The organism is Planctomycetaceae bacterium, assembly GCA_039680605.1.
Lineage (GTDB): Bacteria > Planctomycetota > Phycisphaerae > SM23-33 > SM23-33 > JAJFUU01.
In genome coordinates, this window is record JBDKTA010000005.1 from 1 (window position 1) to 16,030 (window position 16,030).

Below are 16,030 nucleotides of genomic sequence, written 5' to 3' on the forward strand. Positions count from 1 at the left end.
AACCTGCCGTCGAGGATGAAGATCATGCCCCCGCCGCTGACTGCTTCGTAGCGATGTAGTGAAGACTTTCAGGGCGCTGCCCTTGATAATAAAGCACTTACGTCGCCAACTGCGGAAGTTGGGCTAAGCCTTCAAGAGCTTAAGCCGATCCTCTGAAAGGACGATGACCATGCGTGGCAGAACTTGGTTGATTGCGGCCGTGATGATTGCAGCGATGGCCTCCCATGCGTTTGCGGCAGGAACCATCGATCAGGTTCAGGCAGCCATCAACAAAGAGCGGGCCAAGCACAACCTGCCGCCCGTTCGGCTTAACGCGAAACTGACCAAGGCCGCACGGGGGCTGGCCGTCTATATGGCAGCACACCACGTGATGTCTCATGAGGCCGACGGGCGCTCGCCCGGCCAGCGCATCACCGCCGCGGGGTATCGCTGGTCGGCCTGCGGCGAAATCATCTGCCACGGGCCCTCCACTGCCGCCGGTGCGGTCAAAACCTGGATGAACTCTCCCGGCCATCGGGCCATTATCCTGAACAAGAACTGTCCGGAGATCGGTGTCGGAAGTTCGGGCGGCTACTGGGCGGTGGATTTCGCCCGGCCCAGGTAAGGGCGGCATTGAGGAAAGGTCTCGGCTACGATTTGCGGAAGGGCTCACGGCGATCGGATTGACCGCCGTAAGCCCGTGCTCGCCCAACAATCGTTCATCCAACCTATAGCGCCCACTTCAACCTCCCGCCGCCCTCTGCAAATCGGCCGCCCGCTCCGACCCACTTGTCAAGATGGCGCCCGCGGGCAAGCAGCCACAGGATTGGATAAGGGTGTTCAGGAATTTACTGAATCCTGTCCAGCCTGTCCTGCACATTGCGGGCCCACTTCTTTTGCCCAGAATCGCCAGATTCGGGTAAAATAGCATCCGGTATCCATGTATTGTGCAGGAGCAGAAGCAGAAAGTTTACAGACCAGTTCAAACAGGATATGGAATCAGTCAATTGAAGATTCTGACCATACGGTTGATTGACGCGTGGCTCGGTCTGCCGGCCTGTCTTGTCTTGACGCTCGTGCGGCAAGTGCGAGATCTGTTCAGCCGCTTCCGCCCCGCCATCAAGCCCGAACGAATTGCTTTCCTTAAATTGGCCGAACAAGGGGCTGTCGTCGTCGCCTGGCCGAGCATCCATCGGGCGGTGGAACTGGTCGGACGCCAGAATGTATACTTTGTGACATTCGAGCAAAGCCGCACCATCGTCGAATGCCTGGACGAAATCCCCCCGTCAAATATCATCACCATCTCCACGGGCAATCTCAGGGAGATGATCAAGAGCGGTCTGTCCGCTCTGAAGAATTTGCGGCATTTGGGCGTTGATACGATCGTGGACATGGAGTTCTTTTCGTGCGTCTCGGCCAGCTTCGCCTACCTCAGCGGCGCGCGCAGGCGGGCGGGCCTCCACCGCAGCGGCGGGGTTGGTCCGCGTCGCGGCAACCTGATGACCCGCCCCGTGCCCTACAGCGGTCAACTGCACACGTGGCAGTTGTTCCGCATAATTCTGGAAGCGGCAGTGACCGATGGGCTCTGCGTCGATCCGCAGCAGGCGGCCCAATGGCCGACGCCGCAGATGCCTCGCTTTAGCCCCCTGCCGCAAGAGATCGCGACCATGCAAGCCAGGCTCTCTCCGGGAGCCCGGAAGCGGCCGGTTGTCCTGCTGAATCCAAACTGCAGCGATCTGCTGATCTCCAGGCAGTGGCCTCAGACCCGCTACGCCGAGCTGGCGCGGCAGATTCTGGCGTGCTTCGAGGACGTTACCGTCGCCATGACCGGCGGGCGCGAGGAATCGGCCGACGTGGAGGAACTTGTCCGCCAGGTCGGTTCCGATCGGTGCATATCGCTGGCCGGCAAGACCACCTTTCGCGAGTTGATGACGGCGTACTGCCTGGGCGAAGTTCTGATCACCAACGACAGCGGCCCGTCGCATTTTGCGGCCTTGACGGCGCTGGACGTCATCACGCTGTTCGGTCCCGAGACGCCCCAGCGATGGTCGTCGCTGGGGGCAGGCGGCCACGTGATCTGGGCGAAGGAATGGTGCAGCCCGTGCATCAATCCCCTTAACGGTCGGCGGTCGCGCTGCCGCGACAACATTTGCATGCAGCACATCAGCGTCGATGAGGTATTCCAGGAGTTCTGTCGCGTGTATCGGCTGCGGCGGAAGGCGCAGGGGGAAGGCACATGATCCCGCGCCGCCGACTGGGAATCCACCTGCGAGACGTCCGCGAGGCGATGCACGGATTGCGACGGGGTAGTGCGCCGGCTGGAAACGATGTTAAGGCCTTTGAAGAGGCTCTGGGCCGGTACCTGGACTGCCCGTCCTTCATTCGCGCCACCGCCAGCGGGCGCGACGCTCTGGTGCTGGCCCTGGAGTCCGTAGGCCTGCGTGCCGGCGACGAGATCGTGGTTCCCGCCTACACGCTGGGCGAGTTAATCTCCATGCTTCAGGCGCGGGGGTATGTTCCCGTCGCGGCCGACATCGAGGGCGATTCGTTCAACATGGCTATCGACAGCGTCGAGCGGCATATCGGCCCGCGCACTCGCGCCATCCTGGCGTTGCATCTGCACGGCGCACCGTGCGAAATCGCCCCGCTGTGCGAGCTGGCGGCGCGGCATGGGCTGAGCGTGGTTGAGGATTGCGCCCATGCGCTGGGGGCCTCTGTCGCCGGTCAAAAAGTTGGAACCTTCGGCGATGCGGCTTTCTTCAGCATGGAAAGCAACAAGTCCGTGCCGACCTACGGCGGGGGCGTCCTGGTCGTCAAAGACCCCGCCAAAGCCCAGGCGGCTGCGGAGACCATTGCCGCCAGAGCGGTTCGCCGCTGGCCGCTGATGAAGAAGGCGATGCGCTATTGGATTGAAGAGGCGGTGGTTCGCGGGCCGCTGTTTGGATTGGCAGCGCGAATCGCGTTTTCGCCGGCCTTGTCCGGACTGTTCGAGCGGCGTTACCGCCGCGGGCGCGACAGTCTGCGGTCTGCGGTGGCGGCCTATACTGATTTTCAGGCCCGCCTGGGCATCCAGGCTTTGGCTGCGCTGGATGATCGTAATGCCCGCCTCAACTCGATGTGGGAACGCCTGGCCGAGGCTCTGCCCGACGAGCTGCGCCCTCAGCAGCGGGGAAAGGCGGGCGAACCGGCGTTCTACAATTTCACCGCCGTCAGCGAAAAGGCCGCTCCCCTGGAGCTGCGCCGCCGCCTGCTGCGCGGGGGCGTGGACATCGGAATCGGCTCGGAGGTCATGGACGACTGCGCGGGCATGCTGGGGGCGTCGGACTGCCCTGTTGCCGCGGAGATCTTCGCCAAAGCGTGCGTGCTGCCGCTGCATGAGGGCCTGAACGATCGCCGGATGGAAAGAATGATCGCCGTGCTGCAGCGGGTCGTGGATTAAGGACAGCACGTCAACGCGGTGGGGAGTCGTCGTCCCAGTAGAAGTTGCAGCAGCCTCGCGTCCGGGGTCCTTTGTCTTTCTCGTCAAAGGGATACAGGCGGCAGAGTTCGGGGAGGTTGTCCCACTTGCGGCAGCGTGTCCTGTCGGCCGGGTCCGTGCAGCGCCGGAAGAACAGCTTGTGCCACAGGTAGATGTTGCAACATCCATGGGCGCCGCAGGTGCCTTTGCGGGCCTCAACCATGCGAAGGACGTGAGACCGCCTGAAGATGAGGTAGAAGCAGCGCCGGGCGAAGACCCAGACGTTCCAGATCTCCACGCCGATCTCGCTGGAAAAATTGGCGCCTTTCTTCATCCAAGCACCTTCACCTGGCGGCAGGCTCTGAAAGACCACCCGCTAGTTTACCATCATGCGCCTCTATACGAAAGTAGAACGGTTGGAGAACGGTCCTTGGCCCTTGAGTCAGAGCGTGCTGATGTGTCATAATATCCCATCGCCGGTCTGCTGAAAGAGTTCTTGATGACATCTGTGATTGACTCCAACCCACTGACAGATAGCCCTGGGCGTCCCTGCCACGAGTACTGCCGGGCGTCCGTGAAAGCGTGGTTTGTCGTGATGCTTGTGGTTTGCTCAGCGATGCTGGCGCCTTCGATGGCCGGGATCACGAGGATGTACCACGAAGACAACGTCGTCTATTCGATACCTCAACTGACGGCCGTGGCTCGTTATGTTCAAAAGGGGCAATTTCCCCTCTGGGATTCACAGACGTTTGCCGGCGGTCTGCCCCACTACTCCAATGATGAATTGCCCACCTATTATCCGGTCATGCTGCCATTCTTTCTGGCGGTTGACACTGAAGATGTAGCCCAGTGCGGGTTCGTGTTGTTCGTCCTGCCATTCTGTCTGCACATTTTATGGGCGGCTGCAGGAGCCTTTTTCTTCGCCCGTTGGGTGCTGCGTCTTCATCCGGCAGCGTGCGTCGTTGTCGCGGTGATTTACGCGTTTGGTCCGGACATGGCCAGCAGCACGTTCCTGGCGCCCATTGCGTACACCTTCAGCTATCTGCCCTGGATGATGCTTGCTGCGTCGAAACTGGTCGACTCGCCGTCGATCAAGTGGTGGATCATCGGCATCGGACTGACGTCGCTGATGATGTCTACCGGGGAAATCAACTTTGCTTCCAGAATTTGCTTCATCACCTTTGCCGCGGCGGCAGCCCATGCGTGTTTTGCCAGGATCGGGCGACGGGCAATCCTGTCGATGGCGGCCGTGGCGAGCATGTTTCTGCTGGCCGGCGGTCTGACCGCGGTGATGTGGCTGGGCGTTTTGGACGGGATCCGGTGGTTCAACCAGGGCCTGGGCGTTCAACTGGTCACTGAGCAAGGGCGCGTCGCCGTGCCTCCGGCGGCACTGGTGACGATGTTTGTGCCACATTTCCTGGGCACCCTCGATGGCAGTCACGGCTGGGGCGTGGGCGTGGGGGGCAATATGTGCAGTTGGTCGTTCCTGACTGGCGGAATGTTCACCCTCTTCGCGGCGTCGGCTGCAGTCGCCGTACGGGTGCTTCGATGGAAGCAGAAGAAAGACCCAACCGCCGCTTGGACCTGGGTGGCGGCGAGCTTGTTGCTATTGACTATCATCATCATCATGGGCACGCACACGCCGCTGTTCAAGCCGCTAAGCTTCGTCATGCCCTGGCTCAAGATCCCGCGCGAGGTGTACTACCGCTTCGGCGAAACATGGTTTGTGGCCGTCCTGGCGGGCATCGGCCTTTCGCACCTCTTGATGCGCCCCAGTGCACGCGAGTGGCGGGCGACAAAATGGATCGCCGCCGCTTGTGTCACGGTCGCTGGCGCCTTGGCGGCCACGGCAATGCTGCTGCCTGTCGCCGGTCCGGCGGGGACGGGCGCTGCCTACAAGATGTTGAGCCATTTTCAGCAGTGGGATTGGTTTCTCTTCGGACCCGTCCTGTACTTGGCGGTCGCCTCCATCGCCTTGGTAGTTCTGACCGTGGCGATGCGATCCAAGGCCTTGGGATGGCTGTTGGCCGCGGGCGTGCTGGCTGAGGCCGCCGTGTTCGGCTTTATCTTCCTGAATGAGCCGGTCTTCAGCCCCCGTGCCCGAGAGGAAACGGATGCGTATGCCGCCGTCTACAAGCGGCGCTACCGCCGGCTGGCGGACCATCCGTACTATCAAGCCGTTCCCGCGCTTCGCGAGTTGACGGCCGGCAAGAACGTACGGGTGGTCGGCACGTACTCCGACATCGACAATCTGGCCTGGGCGGCCGGCGGGTATGCGCTGCTTGGCTTTGACAGCAAGCCGCTCATGCCCCGCATGCACCGGATCAGTTCGGTCTTCACGCAGGGCGAACCGTACGTGATGACGCTTTCGGTCCCGCCCCAGCAGTGCCTGGCGCTCTGGAGCAACATGAACGCGGCGTACCTGGTGGCGTACAACTCGCAGGGCCTGCGTTCCAGCGGCGACCTGATCAAGACCGACTTCCTGTCGATCCTGAAATTGCCCGAGCCCATTCCATACGTCTACACGCAGAACCGCGTCCAGGAACTGGAGGAGAGGGACCAGTTCCAAGCCATCTGCAGAAGCGATCTGCGGCGGTTCGTCGCCGTTGAGCCTGGCCAGGCCGCCGTCCTTAAGGGGAAGGTGGATCTGACGCGCGTTCCCTGGGGCGGCTACATTGAGGCCTTCGACGCGCTGCAGAGCGCAAATCGTATCACGGCCTTGGACCGGTCCAACGCCAACCGCCTGAGCCTTAACATCGACGTGACGGTTCCGGCCATGCTCGTGATTAACGAGTGCCACCACAGCGGATGGTCCGCCCGCGTCAACGGCAGGACGGCGCCGCTGCTCCAGGTGAACTATCTCCAGCAGGGGCTCTGGTTGACCAGCGGGCAATCACACGTGGAGCTGGAGTTTTTCCCCGCCGCGGTCAAGCGCGGGCTGATGGTCAGCGTCGCTTCGGGATTGGTGGTCATACTTTCAGCCGGTGTGGCGATGGGGCTGCGTCGCCGGCGAAGGCGGGTCACCCATGGCTGATGCCAATACGCTGTCGGTCTTCGTGACGGCATTGAACGAGCAGGCCAATCTCGAAATGGCCGTCGCCGTGGTCGTTGCCGCGGCGGAGCAGGGCTTTGACGACTATGAGATATTTGTCTTCAACGACGGCAGCACGGACCGCACCGGCGAGATTGCCGATGCCTTGGCCGCGGGCAATCCCAGGGTGGCGGCGATTCATCACCGGCGGCCAATGAACGTCGGCGGCTGCATTCGCGAGGGCCTGGCCCGCGCTCGGATGCACTGGTCGATCCAGGTCGACGGCAAAGGCGCCACCACGCGCGAGGCGCTGGACCGAATCTTCGCCCTGCGAAGGCAGGCCGACCTGGTGATCCCGTACACGCTTAACACCGATCAGCGCCACCGCATGCGGCGGATCATCTCCCGCACGTACTTGATGCTGGTCAACACGCTGTTTGGCCTGAAGATGCACTACTACGGCACGGGCGCTCTGATGTTGACAGCCCTGGCGCAGCAGTTCACCATCCGCACCAGCAGCTACGCTTTCAACGCCGAGATGATCATCAAGATGGTCCGTAACGGCTGCAGCTACGTGGAGGTCGGCATTGAAGACCGCTTCGACAACACCGGCCGTCGCAGCAAGGCCTTCAGTTGGCGCAACATCAAAGGCGTATGTGCCTTTGTGGGCCGGACCTTCTGGGACGTGTACGTCGCCCGCGACTATCGCCGCCGCACCAACGAGGCGCCGCCGGCCGCGGCTCAGGAATAATCCTCCAGCGTGCCCTCACGCACCAGGTCGAGGGTGACGCAGTGGGGCCCGCCGCCGAGGGGGCGCATGTGGCGAAGCTGGATCGGCAGCGATTCGATCCCGTACCGGGCCAGTTCGCGCATCAGGTTGGTCTGGCTCTTCTCGATAGCCACCAGGTCCGGCCGCAGGCTCAGCAGGTTCATCGCGATCCACTTGGAGGCCCCGCGCCACAGAGGGTCTTCGGCGATGGGGTTGGGCTGGGGACAGTAGATCTTGTCCCACTTGGCAAAGACCTTGGGCACGTTGCTCTCGTTGACGCGGTCCGGGCACAGCAGCACCAGTCCCGGCCGCAAGGGCAGCACCGTCGAATCGACGTGCACGAAGGAGTAGATGCCCTCGGCGGGGTGCACGCGGTAGTCGCTGCCGAGGTGGTCCTGCAGCCATCTCGCGCCGGCGTGATTGCCGGTGTTCGAGATCAGCATCAGCACGTCGCGCCCCATCTTGAGGCAGTTGGCCGCGTCGAAGACCGGCTCGTCGTTGCGCAGCGTCGGGCGCCCCAGCACGCTGCGATCGTACAGGTTGTCAAGCAGCCGCGGGCGCGGGGCCTGGACGGTGGTAAACAGGTGGCGGTAGATACGGGCCTCGTCCTGGCGATGGCGCAGCGCCATCGGCGTCTCGATCGCTTGCGTGCCGATGGTCAGGATCGTGTCGCGAGGGCAATACGCATAGCAGCCGTCGACGCACCAGTCGGCGGTCTGGTAGCGACGAGTGAAATCCGCTGCGCCAGGCCGATGCACGCGGATACCCATCTGCGTCAGGACGCGGGCGAACTCGTCGAGGTCTTCGTTGCTTTCGTCGATGATGTGCCGCGGGTATGGGCCTGTCAGTGCCTGGGCGAACTGCTCGCCCGTGGCGTCGCCGTAGCAGACGCTGTGAAGCGACTCGTCCTTGATGGTGGGCACCTGCGCCCCGGTGGCCGTGCCGACCACCACTTCCCGCAGTGGGTGCCATTCAGTGTATGTGTTGATCGAAATCATCCGGTTCTCTCGTCAGGATCCGCCATGCTCATCGTCCAATTCGCAACACGTTCATGATTGCCCCCGGCGACAGCGACAGCACATAGTTCAGTTCCACCAGCGGCGCGCACCAGCACCGGTTGCAGTGGACCTTCTGGCGCCGGACGGCCGCCAGCCGCTCCGCCAGCGGCGCCTCGCGCTGCTGTGTGCCGCCCTGGCAGGCGTCCTCGAACAGAGCGCAGGCCACGATGCCTCCGTCGGGCTGGATCGAGCAGATCACCCTGCCGGCGAAACAGGCAATTGCCGACGCCTCCGGCCACCGCGCCAGGTACCGCAGCCCCTTGACCGAGTTCGTGATGGCCGCCCCATGGCCCTTGAGCTCGATAAGGTGTTCCATGACACGGCGGTACTGCTGCACCTGCAGGGCGACGGGGTTGGGTTGGCGACCGAGGTTGATCCAGGTGGTGGCGGGCTGGAACATGATGCTGACACCGGCGCGGCCGGCGATTCCTAGCAGTTCGTCGACCGAATTGATATTGTGCTGATTCAACGTACAGACCGCGCTGGCGGCGATGCCGGCCCCGCGGCAGGCGTCGAAGGCATTCAGCGCTTTGGCGAAGGTGCCCCTGCCGCGCACGGCGTCGTGAACGCCCTCCGGGCCGTCCAGACTGATCGAGACCATGTCCAGCCCGCGCAGTTCGTCCAGGCGACTGGGCACCAGGATGCCGTTGGTACTCAGCCGGACGTAGAGCCCCTTGCCTTTGGCTCGACCGATCAGCCGGCCGAGGTCTTGGCGCAGCAGCGGTTCGCCGCCGCTGAAGGTCACCCATCGCATGCCCAAGGCCGTCAGATCGTCCAGCAGCGTCAGCGCAGCGGTCGTGTCTAGTTCCTCGCCGGCCAGGCTGGCCGACGCGCAGTACGCGCAGCGGCAGTTGCAGCGGAACGTCACGTTCCAACTGGCGATCAGCGGGACGCACACGCCGCGCAGGTTCGCCTTGGCGATCGACGCCAGAACCGTCCATCCGTCCGACACAGTCTGCAATCGCCGCAGCGGTTTCATCAGGAGGATTCCTCCTGTCGGGCGAGCGAATCTGCCGCTGTGGCTTGTGGGTCGTTGCGGCTGGCCAGGTACAGGCGGCAGCCGCCCAGGAACGACGCGATGCCGCCGATGCCGTAGGCGATGGGGAAGCCCCACATGGCCACCGCAGCCCCCAGCGAATCCAGCCACGGCGCCTTGGCGAGCTTGCGATCGATCAGAAAGACGATCAACTGCAGGCCCTGCAGCATCGCCAGCAGGCCCACCAGCCCCAAGCCCGCCAGCACCGCCTGGGCGATCACGAACAGCGACGGGATCCATACCAGCACCGCCCCCGCGCGGTTGAACGTGCCGCGTTGCTTCAGGGACAGCCCTTCGTTAAACCACTGCATCCAGAAATGCACCAGGTCGCGGCGGTGATGATAGACCACGACGGCCGGATCGCGCAGGATCGTCATCCCCGCGGCCACGATGGCATTGCTCAGGGCGACGTCTTCGCTGGTTCGCAGCGACTCGTCGAACCCGCCCAACCGCTCCAGGACGTCGCGCCGGACGACCAGATTGCACGTCGAAGCGTTCTGCACCAGCTCGGCGGTGCGGTGCGGATCGTAATTGCCGCTGACCTGCGGACCCATGATCAGCGGGCTGGCCATCGCCCAGCCGCAGATCCGCCGCAGCCACGGTTCTTGCGGCGGCGTCAGTGCCGGTCCGGTCACTGCCGCCAGCGACGCGTCGGACTGTTCCAGGCGCTGGCGGGCCTGGACGAGCCAGTCTTCCTGAGGGAAGGCGTCGGAGTCGACATAGGCGATGAAGCGGCACTGCTGCGGGGCGGCGGCTGCCCCGACGTTGCGCTTGTGGGATATCCCGCCGGCATCAACGACCTGCGTCCCGTACTGCTCGTAGGCGGGCACGAACTCGTCGCCGACGAGGATCAGCGGCCAGGGCCCGCCGCGCAGATTGGCGATCGCCTCGAGACACTGGTCGACGTAGGCGCTGCGCCTCTGGAAGATGACGACCACGGCGATGTGTCCCGCGCAGGCGGCCATCAGCGCTTCCCCCCGCCCAGGACTCCGCGCAACCACAGCGTGATATTCCCCGGCATGGTGAAGGCGCTGTGCTGCATGAAGCAGGAATGATCGCAGGAGCAACCGCGGCTGGCGATTGTCCTGCATTGGGCGAGAGCACGTGCGGAGTTCAGCACATCGTCCAGCGCCGCCGGCGGGTCCGTCAGCGAGCCGATGGGCTCGAGCATCTCGCAGGCGTGGACCTGGCCCAGCGCGTTAATATACAGCGAACCCCGTCCGGCCGAGCACGCCCACTGACGCGGCAGACCGCGATGGTGGCGAAGGGCCTGGCGATAGTACCAGCCCCAGAACATGCTGTTCAGGCGGCCGACGATGCCCAGGCGGTATCCCTTGCGGCGCCGGCCCGATCGCGCCAGGTGGGCGCCTTCGCGGCTTAAGAAGTCCACCGCGTCTACGGCGGTCTCGCCGGCGGGCACCGAGCGAGCCAGGCTCAAGCTGTGCCCTTCGGCGAGGGGCCAATGCTGCTCGACCCACTCCTGCACGTCGCGATAAGACGCGGCGTTGTATGAGCTGATGCACGTATTGGCGCTGATGTGCAGGCGCGGATGCTGCCCCTTGAGTGCGGCCAGGGCGTCGTAGGTGCGGCACAGGGCCTCGAAATTGCCCTCGACGCCGCGGATCTCGTCATGGCGCTGGGCGATGGCATCGATGGACAAGCCCACGGCCAGCTCGCCGCGGAACGTCTGAAGAATCTCCCGCGTCCGGGTAACGATCGTGTTGGTCGCCAGGCCATTGGTGGGCACGCTGACGATGCGCACGCTCGTACGGGCAGCGAAGGCATCGATCATCTCAACCAACTGCGGATGCAGGAACGGTTCGCCGCCGCTGAGTTCCAGCACCAGCAGGTTCGGCAAGGCCTCGGCAATGCGCTCGATGGCTTCCAGCGACAGGACGGCCCCGCGGGTGTTGAGCTTGTCGCGATTGTAGCAGGTCCGGCAGCGGGAGTTGCACTGCAGGGTCGGCTCGAGAATCAGCAGGGTGCGAACAGGTCGGCCTGCCAAGGTATGTATCCAAGACTTGAACACTGTGGCTGCCAGATTTGTGCGCACGGGATGGGCCTTGCTGTCGGGGGGCACTTCGTCCGAACCGGGAAGCATGATGTCCTTGCGCATGTGACTATCTTACCAGTTTCCGGCGTATTGCCTTGGCTGAATTGCCGAGCAAAATTGCCATTGTGAGCGCATAGCTAATGTCGATAATAGTACGTTAAAGGCGATCGTGACTGTTATGTCAGAGCGTGCCGATCCCTGTGTGTCAGTAGTACTGCCCACGTATAAAGAGGCAGAGAATTTGACCACCCTTGTTGACCGCATTGCCGCGACCCTGGTGGCCTGCAACGTGACGTATGAAATTATTGTCGTTGATGACGATAGTGACGACGGCACCGAAGCGATCATGCAGAGACTTGCCCAGAGGGGTGCTCCTATCTCTTTGATCCTGCGAAGAGGAGTACGCGACCTGAGCACGGCCGTGGTGAGCGGTTTCTCGCAGGCGACTGGGCAGGTGCTGGTATGCATGGATGCAGATCTCAGCCACCCTCCAGAGGCCTTGCGTGACATTGTGCGGGCTATGACGACTTCGCACGCCGATTGCTGTATCGCCAGCCGGTATACCAAGGGAGGCAGCGCCGGAGAAGGCTGGGCCTGGCACCGATACCTGAATAGCTGGGCCGGAATCGCCGCCGCCCGGATATGGACATCCGTGTCCGATCCGATGTCAGGGTATTTTGCTGTGACACGAAGCGCCTTGGACAGTGCGAGACCGCTTAATCCCATTGGATTCAAAATCCTTCTTGAGTTGCTGGTAAAATGCCCTCTAAAGAACATCCACGAAGTTCCGATCCTTTTTGCCCCCAGGGCGAGCGGACGGAGCAAGTTAAATCTGCGCCAGAAGTGGAACTTCCTACGGCACCTGTTTCGGCTGGTCTGCTTTACGCTTGGCAGTAGTCCCAGAGGCTGAGATGTCTGGACACATTATCTCTGACGGCGTTGCGGTTTTCGCGGGTATCGTGCGCGCCGCGATCTTCCGAAAGCGCTTTCCTTTGGCGGTGGTGTGGAACATCACCTATCGCTGCAACTGCTCGTGCCGTTACTGCGGGACCAGCGAAATGCCGGCGGAGGAATTGGTAACGCCCCAGGCCTTGAGCCTCATGGATGATCTTGCGGAGATGGGTACGCGGTGGTTGACCTTTAGCGGCGGAGATCCGTTCATGCGGGTGGATCTGGGGCAACTCGTCCGGCGCGCAAGGCACCACAAGATGCACCTGAGGATCAGCACCAATGGGATTCTGCTGCCCGATCGCATCTCGGAAGTTCAGTCGGCCGACGCTGTTTCCGTCAGCCTGGACGGTCCCGCCGAAGTTCATGATGCTGTCCGCGGCAACGGTACGTTTCGCGGCGCCCTTGCGGGCATCGAGGCCTGCAAGACCGCTAATATTAAAGTCAACCTGAAATGCACGTTGGGCAGCCACAATCTGACGGTCGTCGATCAGGTGCTGGAGATGGCCCGGCAACTCCATCTGCCCGTTATGTTTCAACCGGCAACCTCGTGGCTCAATTTTACTTCCGCTGAGGATCCCATGGCTGCCGAACGGGAAGCCTACCGCCGCGCTGTTGAGTATCTACTGGACCGTAAGCGCGAGGGAGCGCCCATCCTGAACTCTGCTGCGGGCCTGCGCTACCTGGCAAACTGGCCCGAGCCTGCCGATATCCCCTGTTTTGCGGGCAAGCTTTTCTGCTCAATCGGGCCGGACGGATCGTTCGTCGCCTGCTCGACCTTCCAGGACGCCGGCCTGAAAGCAAGCACGGATCGCAGCGGGTCGACGCGAGAGCGTTTTGAGCGGGCGTCTGCGGCTGCTTACAACTGCCGGCAATGCTGGTGTGCGCCGCTGGTGGAGTTCAACCTTGCCCTGAGCATGCACGCCGGCGCCGTCCTTAATGCCCTGAAGGTTGGCCTGTGAGGCATTTCGGTTGCTGCCTTCGGCGAAGCCGTCTCCAGTACGCCGCCGCGACCACCAACAGCACGCCCCCGCCTCCCGCCGCAGATACCATCAGCCCGTATTGCACGGACTTGGGGAAGAATCGCAGTTCGACTTGATGCCGGCCCGAGGCAAGCCACAAGCCCTGCTGAAGATAGTTGACCTGCCTGACAATGCAAGGCTTGCCGTCAACCGTTGCCGTCCATCCGGGATGGTAGTACTCGTTGATGACCAGCATCGCCGGCGTATTGACGTTGATGTCTATTTTGAGCCGGTTGGGTTTGGTCCTGTCAATATTATGGACGGGATTGGCAATTTGCAGCGTCTCAAACGCCTCAGTATAACCTGACCACGGAACTGAGGCCAAATCGACACTGCCCTCCAGCGATGATTTGACGCCAGGTCCGACGGAGACGAACCTGCGCAGGTCTGCGCGATGCAGCACAATCAGTTGTTCGTCGGTCCCCATCTCCTGCACACGATTCTGGGTATACGCGTAAGGCATAGGGGCAGGCAGCTTGTAGATCGAAAAGAAGTCGGTCTGGCCGATCCGACCGGCCGACTGCGATGTCTGGTAATTAAAGATGACCATATATCCCACGTTCATGTTGTGGAGGAATGGCATCATCCGTCGCGGTTCGACCTGAAAACTGAGGAAATACGGCAGCCCTGACACCCAAGGTGAGATTGCCTTGCACATCTCCGGCGCCAGCGGCTTGCTGTCATACCCCAGCAGGGCGCGCCCTCCGGTGAGCCATGCCAGATTATCCACATCCGACCGGCTGGCGACGTAGCGAACGTCGTCCCCCTTCATTGCCTGCTTGAGGGGAGCTACCAGGGCGATATAGGGGTGGTCAGCGGCCCTGTAATACCGTTTCTTGGATACTCTTGCCATTGGATCCGTGGCGTCGGCGTCGCGGGGGCCGTCTCCGGATTCATAGAAGTACGAAAAGCCAAACCACACGGTCTCCAGCAGGATTCCAGCCAATACAACCCGTCCCAACCATCGCCCGCGCCCCAGAAAGACGCTCAGCGCCGCTGCCATCAGCGCCAGGGCGATATACAGCACAGGCGAGAGCAAAAACCACTTCCATTCCTTGAGGACCGTCAGGGTCTGCCACGCGCTGACGGTCTGGCCGCGGAATGTTACCGGCACAAGCAGTGCCGCCGATGCGGTCAGCAGCGTCAGGACGGAGACGGTCAGCAGCACGATGCGGCCGCCATGGCCGCTCTCCTGGCGCTTCAGCAGCTGCGATACGCCCACTGCAGCCAGAATCGCCACGAACCAGTTCTCGCCGGTTCGATAGTAGATCGGGCGAGGCAACTTGATCCACGGCATCACATAGCTCAGCGGTTTGAACAGGGGGGTGTTCTCGCCCAGGATGATGACCATCAGCACCAGCAGTGCAATCATCGACACCCGTGCCCAAAGGCGCTCGTGGCAATCCTGCATAGACTCCTGCCCCCGTCGCCCGACGATTCGCCCCAAGCCGATGGCGGCTGCAAATGCCGTGAAGATTCCCCCGGCCATGTAGTACCAGCTGTTCATCGGTTCCGTAAGACCGATTCCCCATCCGTGCGTGCTGTCAAGAAAGCCAAGGAAGTTTGGCACAAAGAGCATCACCAGCCCTGACAGAGGCAGGAAGCCCGTCACCTGTTCCATCACGCTTCTGACGCCGAATACCTCCTCGAACCAGGATGTCCCCTCGATCGTTCCGCCCCACATGATTCCCGTCAGAGCGATCCCGACGATCATCATCGCGCCGACTCCCAGCAGTGACACCACCTTGGGGACGAAGGGCCGGCGAAAGCTGAGGCCCGTCAGGAGAAGGGCGGTCAAGAACATGTAAAAATACGTGCGGCTGAGATAGCTGATCTGGCCGGTACTGGACATCAGCCCTACCAGCAGCGTGCCGAGGAGCCACCACGTGGCGCGGCGGGTAAAGAAGAACCGACTCATCGCCAGCATCACCCAGGGCAGATAGGCGCAGACGAAAACTTGGGTTATCGTAACCGTCGCGGTTCCGACCTCAGCCCCCAGTCCATACAGAAGGGCCGTCACGACACAGGCGGTGGGGCGCAGGTTCAACTCCCAGCGTGCGAAGAAATACGCTCCGGCGACCGCCGCCGCCACATGCAGGCAGAAAGGAATGATGAACAGGATGTAATAGGACTGCGCGAGGTTGTCCGGATTGGCCAGCAGCAGAAGCGGCAGCAGAGGCAGGTAGTAGATGGGCGGATCGTCATTGACGTAGTAAGGCAGCGCTCCGGCGAACGTCTGCCGATCCCACAGCGGCACTTGCCCCTGTTGCACCAGCCGGGCGAGGGCGATCAGCCGCGGCGTGGCTTCGTTGAGATTGTCCACATGGTACATCGGCACCCAGCCCAGAAGAGCCGGAGCCAGAAACAACGCGATCACGACGATGAGCGCCCTCGGCGACCATCGATCCCACGCCGCAGGCACGCCGGCGGCGCCCATTGCCGCACCGCCGGGCACGGCGCCGCCTGTGCCGATGCCGCATTCTGGTAGTGCTGGATTTGCCATGGAGGCAGTCTAAACCCCTGAATGAACCAATGCAAGGAAGGTGCGTGACCGAAACAAGACGAAGGTACTCATGATGGACGTTGCCTCGAAATCAGGCGCGATAATAAAGCTTTTGAGCCGATATGGCGAATTAGTAGAATGAGCCTCAGGAGGCTGGACATATGCCTTTTGGAC

General features: G+C 62.3%; 13 protein-coding genes. 7 read left to right on the forward strand and 6 right to left on the reverse strand.

From position 1 onward, the window contains the following. Positions 1-163: 163 nt before the first annotated feature. From ABFD92_01485 to ABFD92_01495, 3 genes are all read left to right on the forward strand, one after another. Positions 164-604 carry a CAP domain-containing protein gene (locus ABFD92_01485; GenBank protein MEN6503186.1) on the forward strand — a complete coding sequence of 147 codons (441 nt, stop codon included), beginning with the start codon at positions 164-166 and terminating at the stop codon, positions 602-604. 382 nt (positions 605-986) lie between these two features. Then, positions 987-2,219 (forward strand): glycosyltransferase family 9 protein, encoded by a 1,233-nt coding sequence (locus tag ABFD92_01490; GenBank protein ID MEN6503187.1) that lies wholly within the window; start codon positions 987-989, stop codon positions 2,217-2,219. Beyond that, positions 2,216-3,418, forward strand: a complete 1,203-nt coding sequence (locus ABFD92_01495) for a DegT/DnrJ/EryC1/StrS family aminotransferase (protein ID MEN6503188.1) — start codon at positions 2,216-2,218, stop codon at positions 3,416-3,418. The genes ABFD92_01490 and ABFD92_01495 overlap by 4 nt, the downstream gene beginning before the upstream one ends. A gap of 10 nt (positions 3,419-3,428) precedes the next feature. Here the strand turns inward: ABFD92_01495 and ABFD92_01500 are convergent, their stop codons facing one another. After that, positions 3,429-3,770, reverse strand: coding sequence for a hypothetical protein (locus ABFD92_01500; protein ID MEN6503189.1), 342 nt, complete (start codon positions 3,768-3,770; stop codon positions 3,429-3,431). Between the two features lie 315 nt (positions 3,771-4,085). Here ABFD92_01500 and ABFD92_01505 point away from each other — a divergent pair, with 315 nt between their 5' ends. Next, on the forward strand, positions 4,086-6,470 hold the full coding sequence (locus ABFD92_01505) for a hypothetical protein (GenBank protein ID MEN6503190.1): 2,385 nt from the start codon (positions 4,086-4,088) through the stop codon (positions 6,468-6,470). Continuing rightward, positions 6,463-7,218: a glycosyltransferase family 2 protein gene (locus tag ABFD92_01510; GenBank protein MEN6503191.1), complete on the forward strand. Its 756-nt coding sequence runs from the start codon at positions 6,463-6,465 to the stop codon at positions 7,216-7,218. The genes ABFD92_01505 and ABFD92_01510 overlap by 8 nt, the downstream gene beginning before the upstream one ends. On the opposite strand, the gene ABFD92_01515 is transcribed toward ABFD92_01510, so the two are convergent. Genes ABFD92_01515 through ABFD92_01530 form a run of 4 tightly spaced genes read right to left on the reverse strand, consistent with a single transcriptional unit; the run spans position 7,209 to position 11,335 of the window. Beyond that, positions 7,209-8,234: an inosamine-phosphate amidinotransferase 1 gene (locus ABFD92_01515; GenBank protein ID MEN6503192.1), complete on the reverse strand. Its 1,026-nt coding sequence runs from the start codon at positions 8,232-8,234 to the stop codon at positions 7,209-7,211. The genes ABFD92_01510 and ABFD92_01515 overlap by 10 nt on opposite strands. A gap of 28 nt (positions 8,235-8,262) precedes the next feature. Further along, positions 8,263-9,273 (reverse strand): radical SAM protein, encoded by a 1,011-nt coding sequence (locus ABFD92_01520; protein ID MEN6503193.1) that lies wholly within the window; start codon positions 9,271-9,273, stop codon positions 8,263-8,265. Further along, a complete protein-coding gene (locus ABFD92_01525; protein MEN6503194.1) occupies positions 9,273-10,295 on the reverse strand; it encodes a glycosyltransferase in 1,023 nt (340 codons plus the stop codon). The genes ABFD92_01520 and ABFD92_01525 overlap by 1 nt, the downstream gene beginning before the upstream one ends. Further along, on the reverse strand, positions 10,295-11,335 hold the full coding sequence (locus ABFD92_01530) for a radical SAM protein (protein MEN6503195.1): 1,041 nt from the start codon (positions 11,333-11,335) through the stop codon (positions 10,295-10,297). The genes ABFD92_01525 and ABFD92_01530 overlap by 1 nt, the downstream gene beginning before the upstream one ends. 226 nt (positions 11,336-11,561) lie before the next feature. Here ABFD92_01530 and ABFD92_01535 point away from each other — a divergent pair, with 226 nt between their 5' ends. Together ABFD92_01535 and ABFD92_01540 are read left to right on the forward strand one after the other, a co-directional pair. After that, positions 11,562-12,293 carry a polyprenol monophosphomannose synthase gene (locus ABFD92_01535; protein ID MEN6503196.1) on the forward strand — a complete coding sequence of 244 codons (732 nt, stop codon included), beginning with the start codon at positions 11,562-11,564 and terminating at the stop codon, positions 12,291-12,293. A 49-nt stretch (positions 12,294-12,342) separates the two neighbouring features. Next, a complete protein-coding gene (locus ABFD92_01540; protein MEN6503197.1) occupies positions 12,343-13,293 on the forward strand; it encodes a radical SAM protein in 951 nt (316 codons plus the stop codon). Here the strand turns inward: ABFD92_01540 and ABFD92_01545 are convergent. After that, positions 13,268-15,856: a YfhO family protein gene (locus tag ABFD92_01545; protein ID MEN6503198.1), complete on the reverse strand. Its 2,589-nt coding sequence runs from the start codon at positions 15,854-15,856 to the stop codon at positions 13,268-13,270. The two genes, ABFD92_01540 and ABFD92_01545, sit on opposite strands and share 26 nt — an antisense overlap. Positions 15,857-16,030 lie beyond the last annotated feature (174 nt).

Excerpts from the sequence above, each read along its gene's own strand:
- ABFD92_01485 (MEN6503186.1), top strand. The coding sequence starts at position 164 with ATGACCATGCGTGGCAGAACTTGGTTGATTGCGGCCGTGATGATTGCA.
- ABFD92_01495 (MEN6503188.1), top strand. The coding sequence starts at position 2,216 with ATGATCCCGCGCCGCCGACTGGGAATCCACCTGCGAGACGTCCGCGAG.
- ABFD92_01500 (MEN6503189.1), bottom strand. The coding sequence starts at position 3,770 with ATGAAGAAAGGCGCCAATTTTTCCAGCGAGATCGGCGTGGAGATCTGG.
- ABFD92_01505 (MEN6503190.1), top strand. The coding sequence starts at position 4,086 with ATGTACCACGAAGACAACGTCGTCTATTCGATACCTCAACTGACGGCC.
- ABFD92_01510 (MEN6503191.1), top strand. The coding sequence starts at position 6,463 with ATGGCTGATGCCAATACGCTGTCGGTCTTCGTGACGGCATTGAACGAG.
- ABFD92_01515 (MEN6503192.1), bottom strand. The coding sequence starts at position 8,234 with ATGATTTCGATCAACACATACACTGAATGGCACCCACTGCGGGAAGTG.
- ABFD92_01520 (MEN6503193.1), bottom strand. The coding sequence starts at position 9,273 with ATGAAACCGCTGCGGCGATTGCAGACTGTGTCGGACGGATGGACGGTT.
- ABFD92_01525 (MEN6503194.1), bottom strand. The coding sequence starts at position 10,295 with ATGGCCGCCTGCGCGGGACACATCGCCGTGGTCGTCATCTTCCAGAGG.
- ABFD92_01535 (MEN6503196.1), top strand. The coding sequence starts at position 11,562 with ATGTCAGAGCGTGCCGATCCCTGTGTGTCAGTAGTACTGCCCACGTAT.
- ABFD92_01545 (MEN6503198.1), bottom strand. The coding sequence starts at position 15,856 with ATGGCAAATCCAGCACTACCAGAATGCGGCATCGGCACAGGCGGCGCC.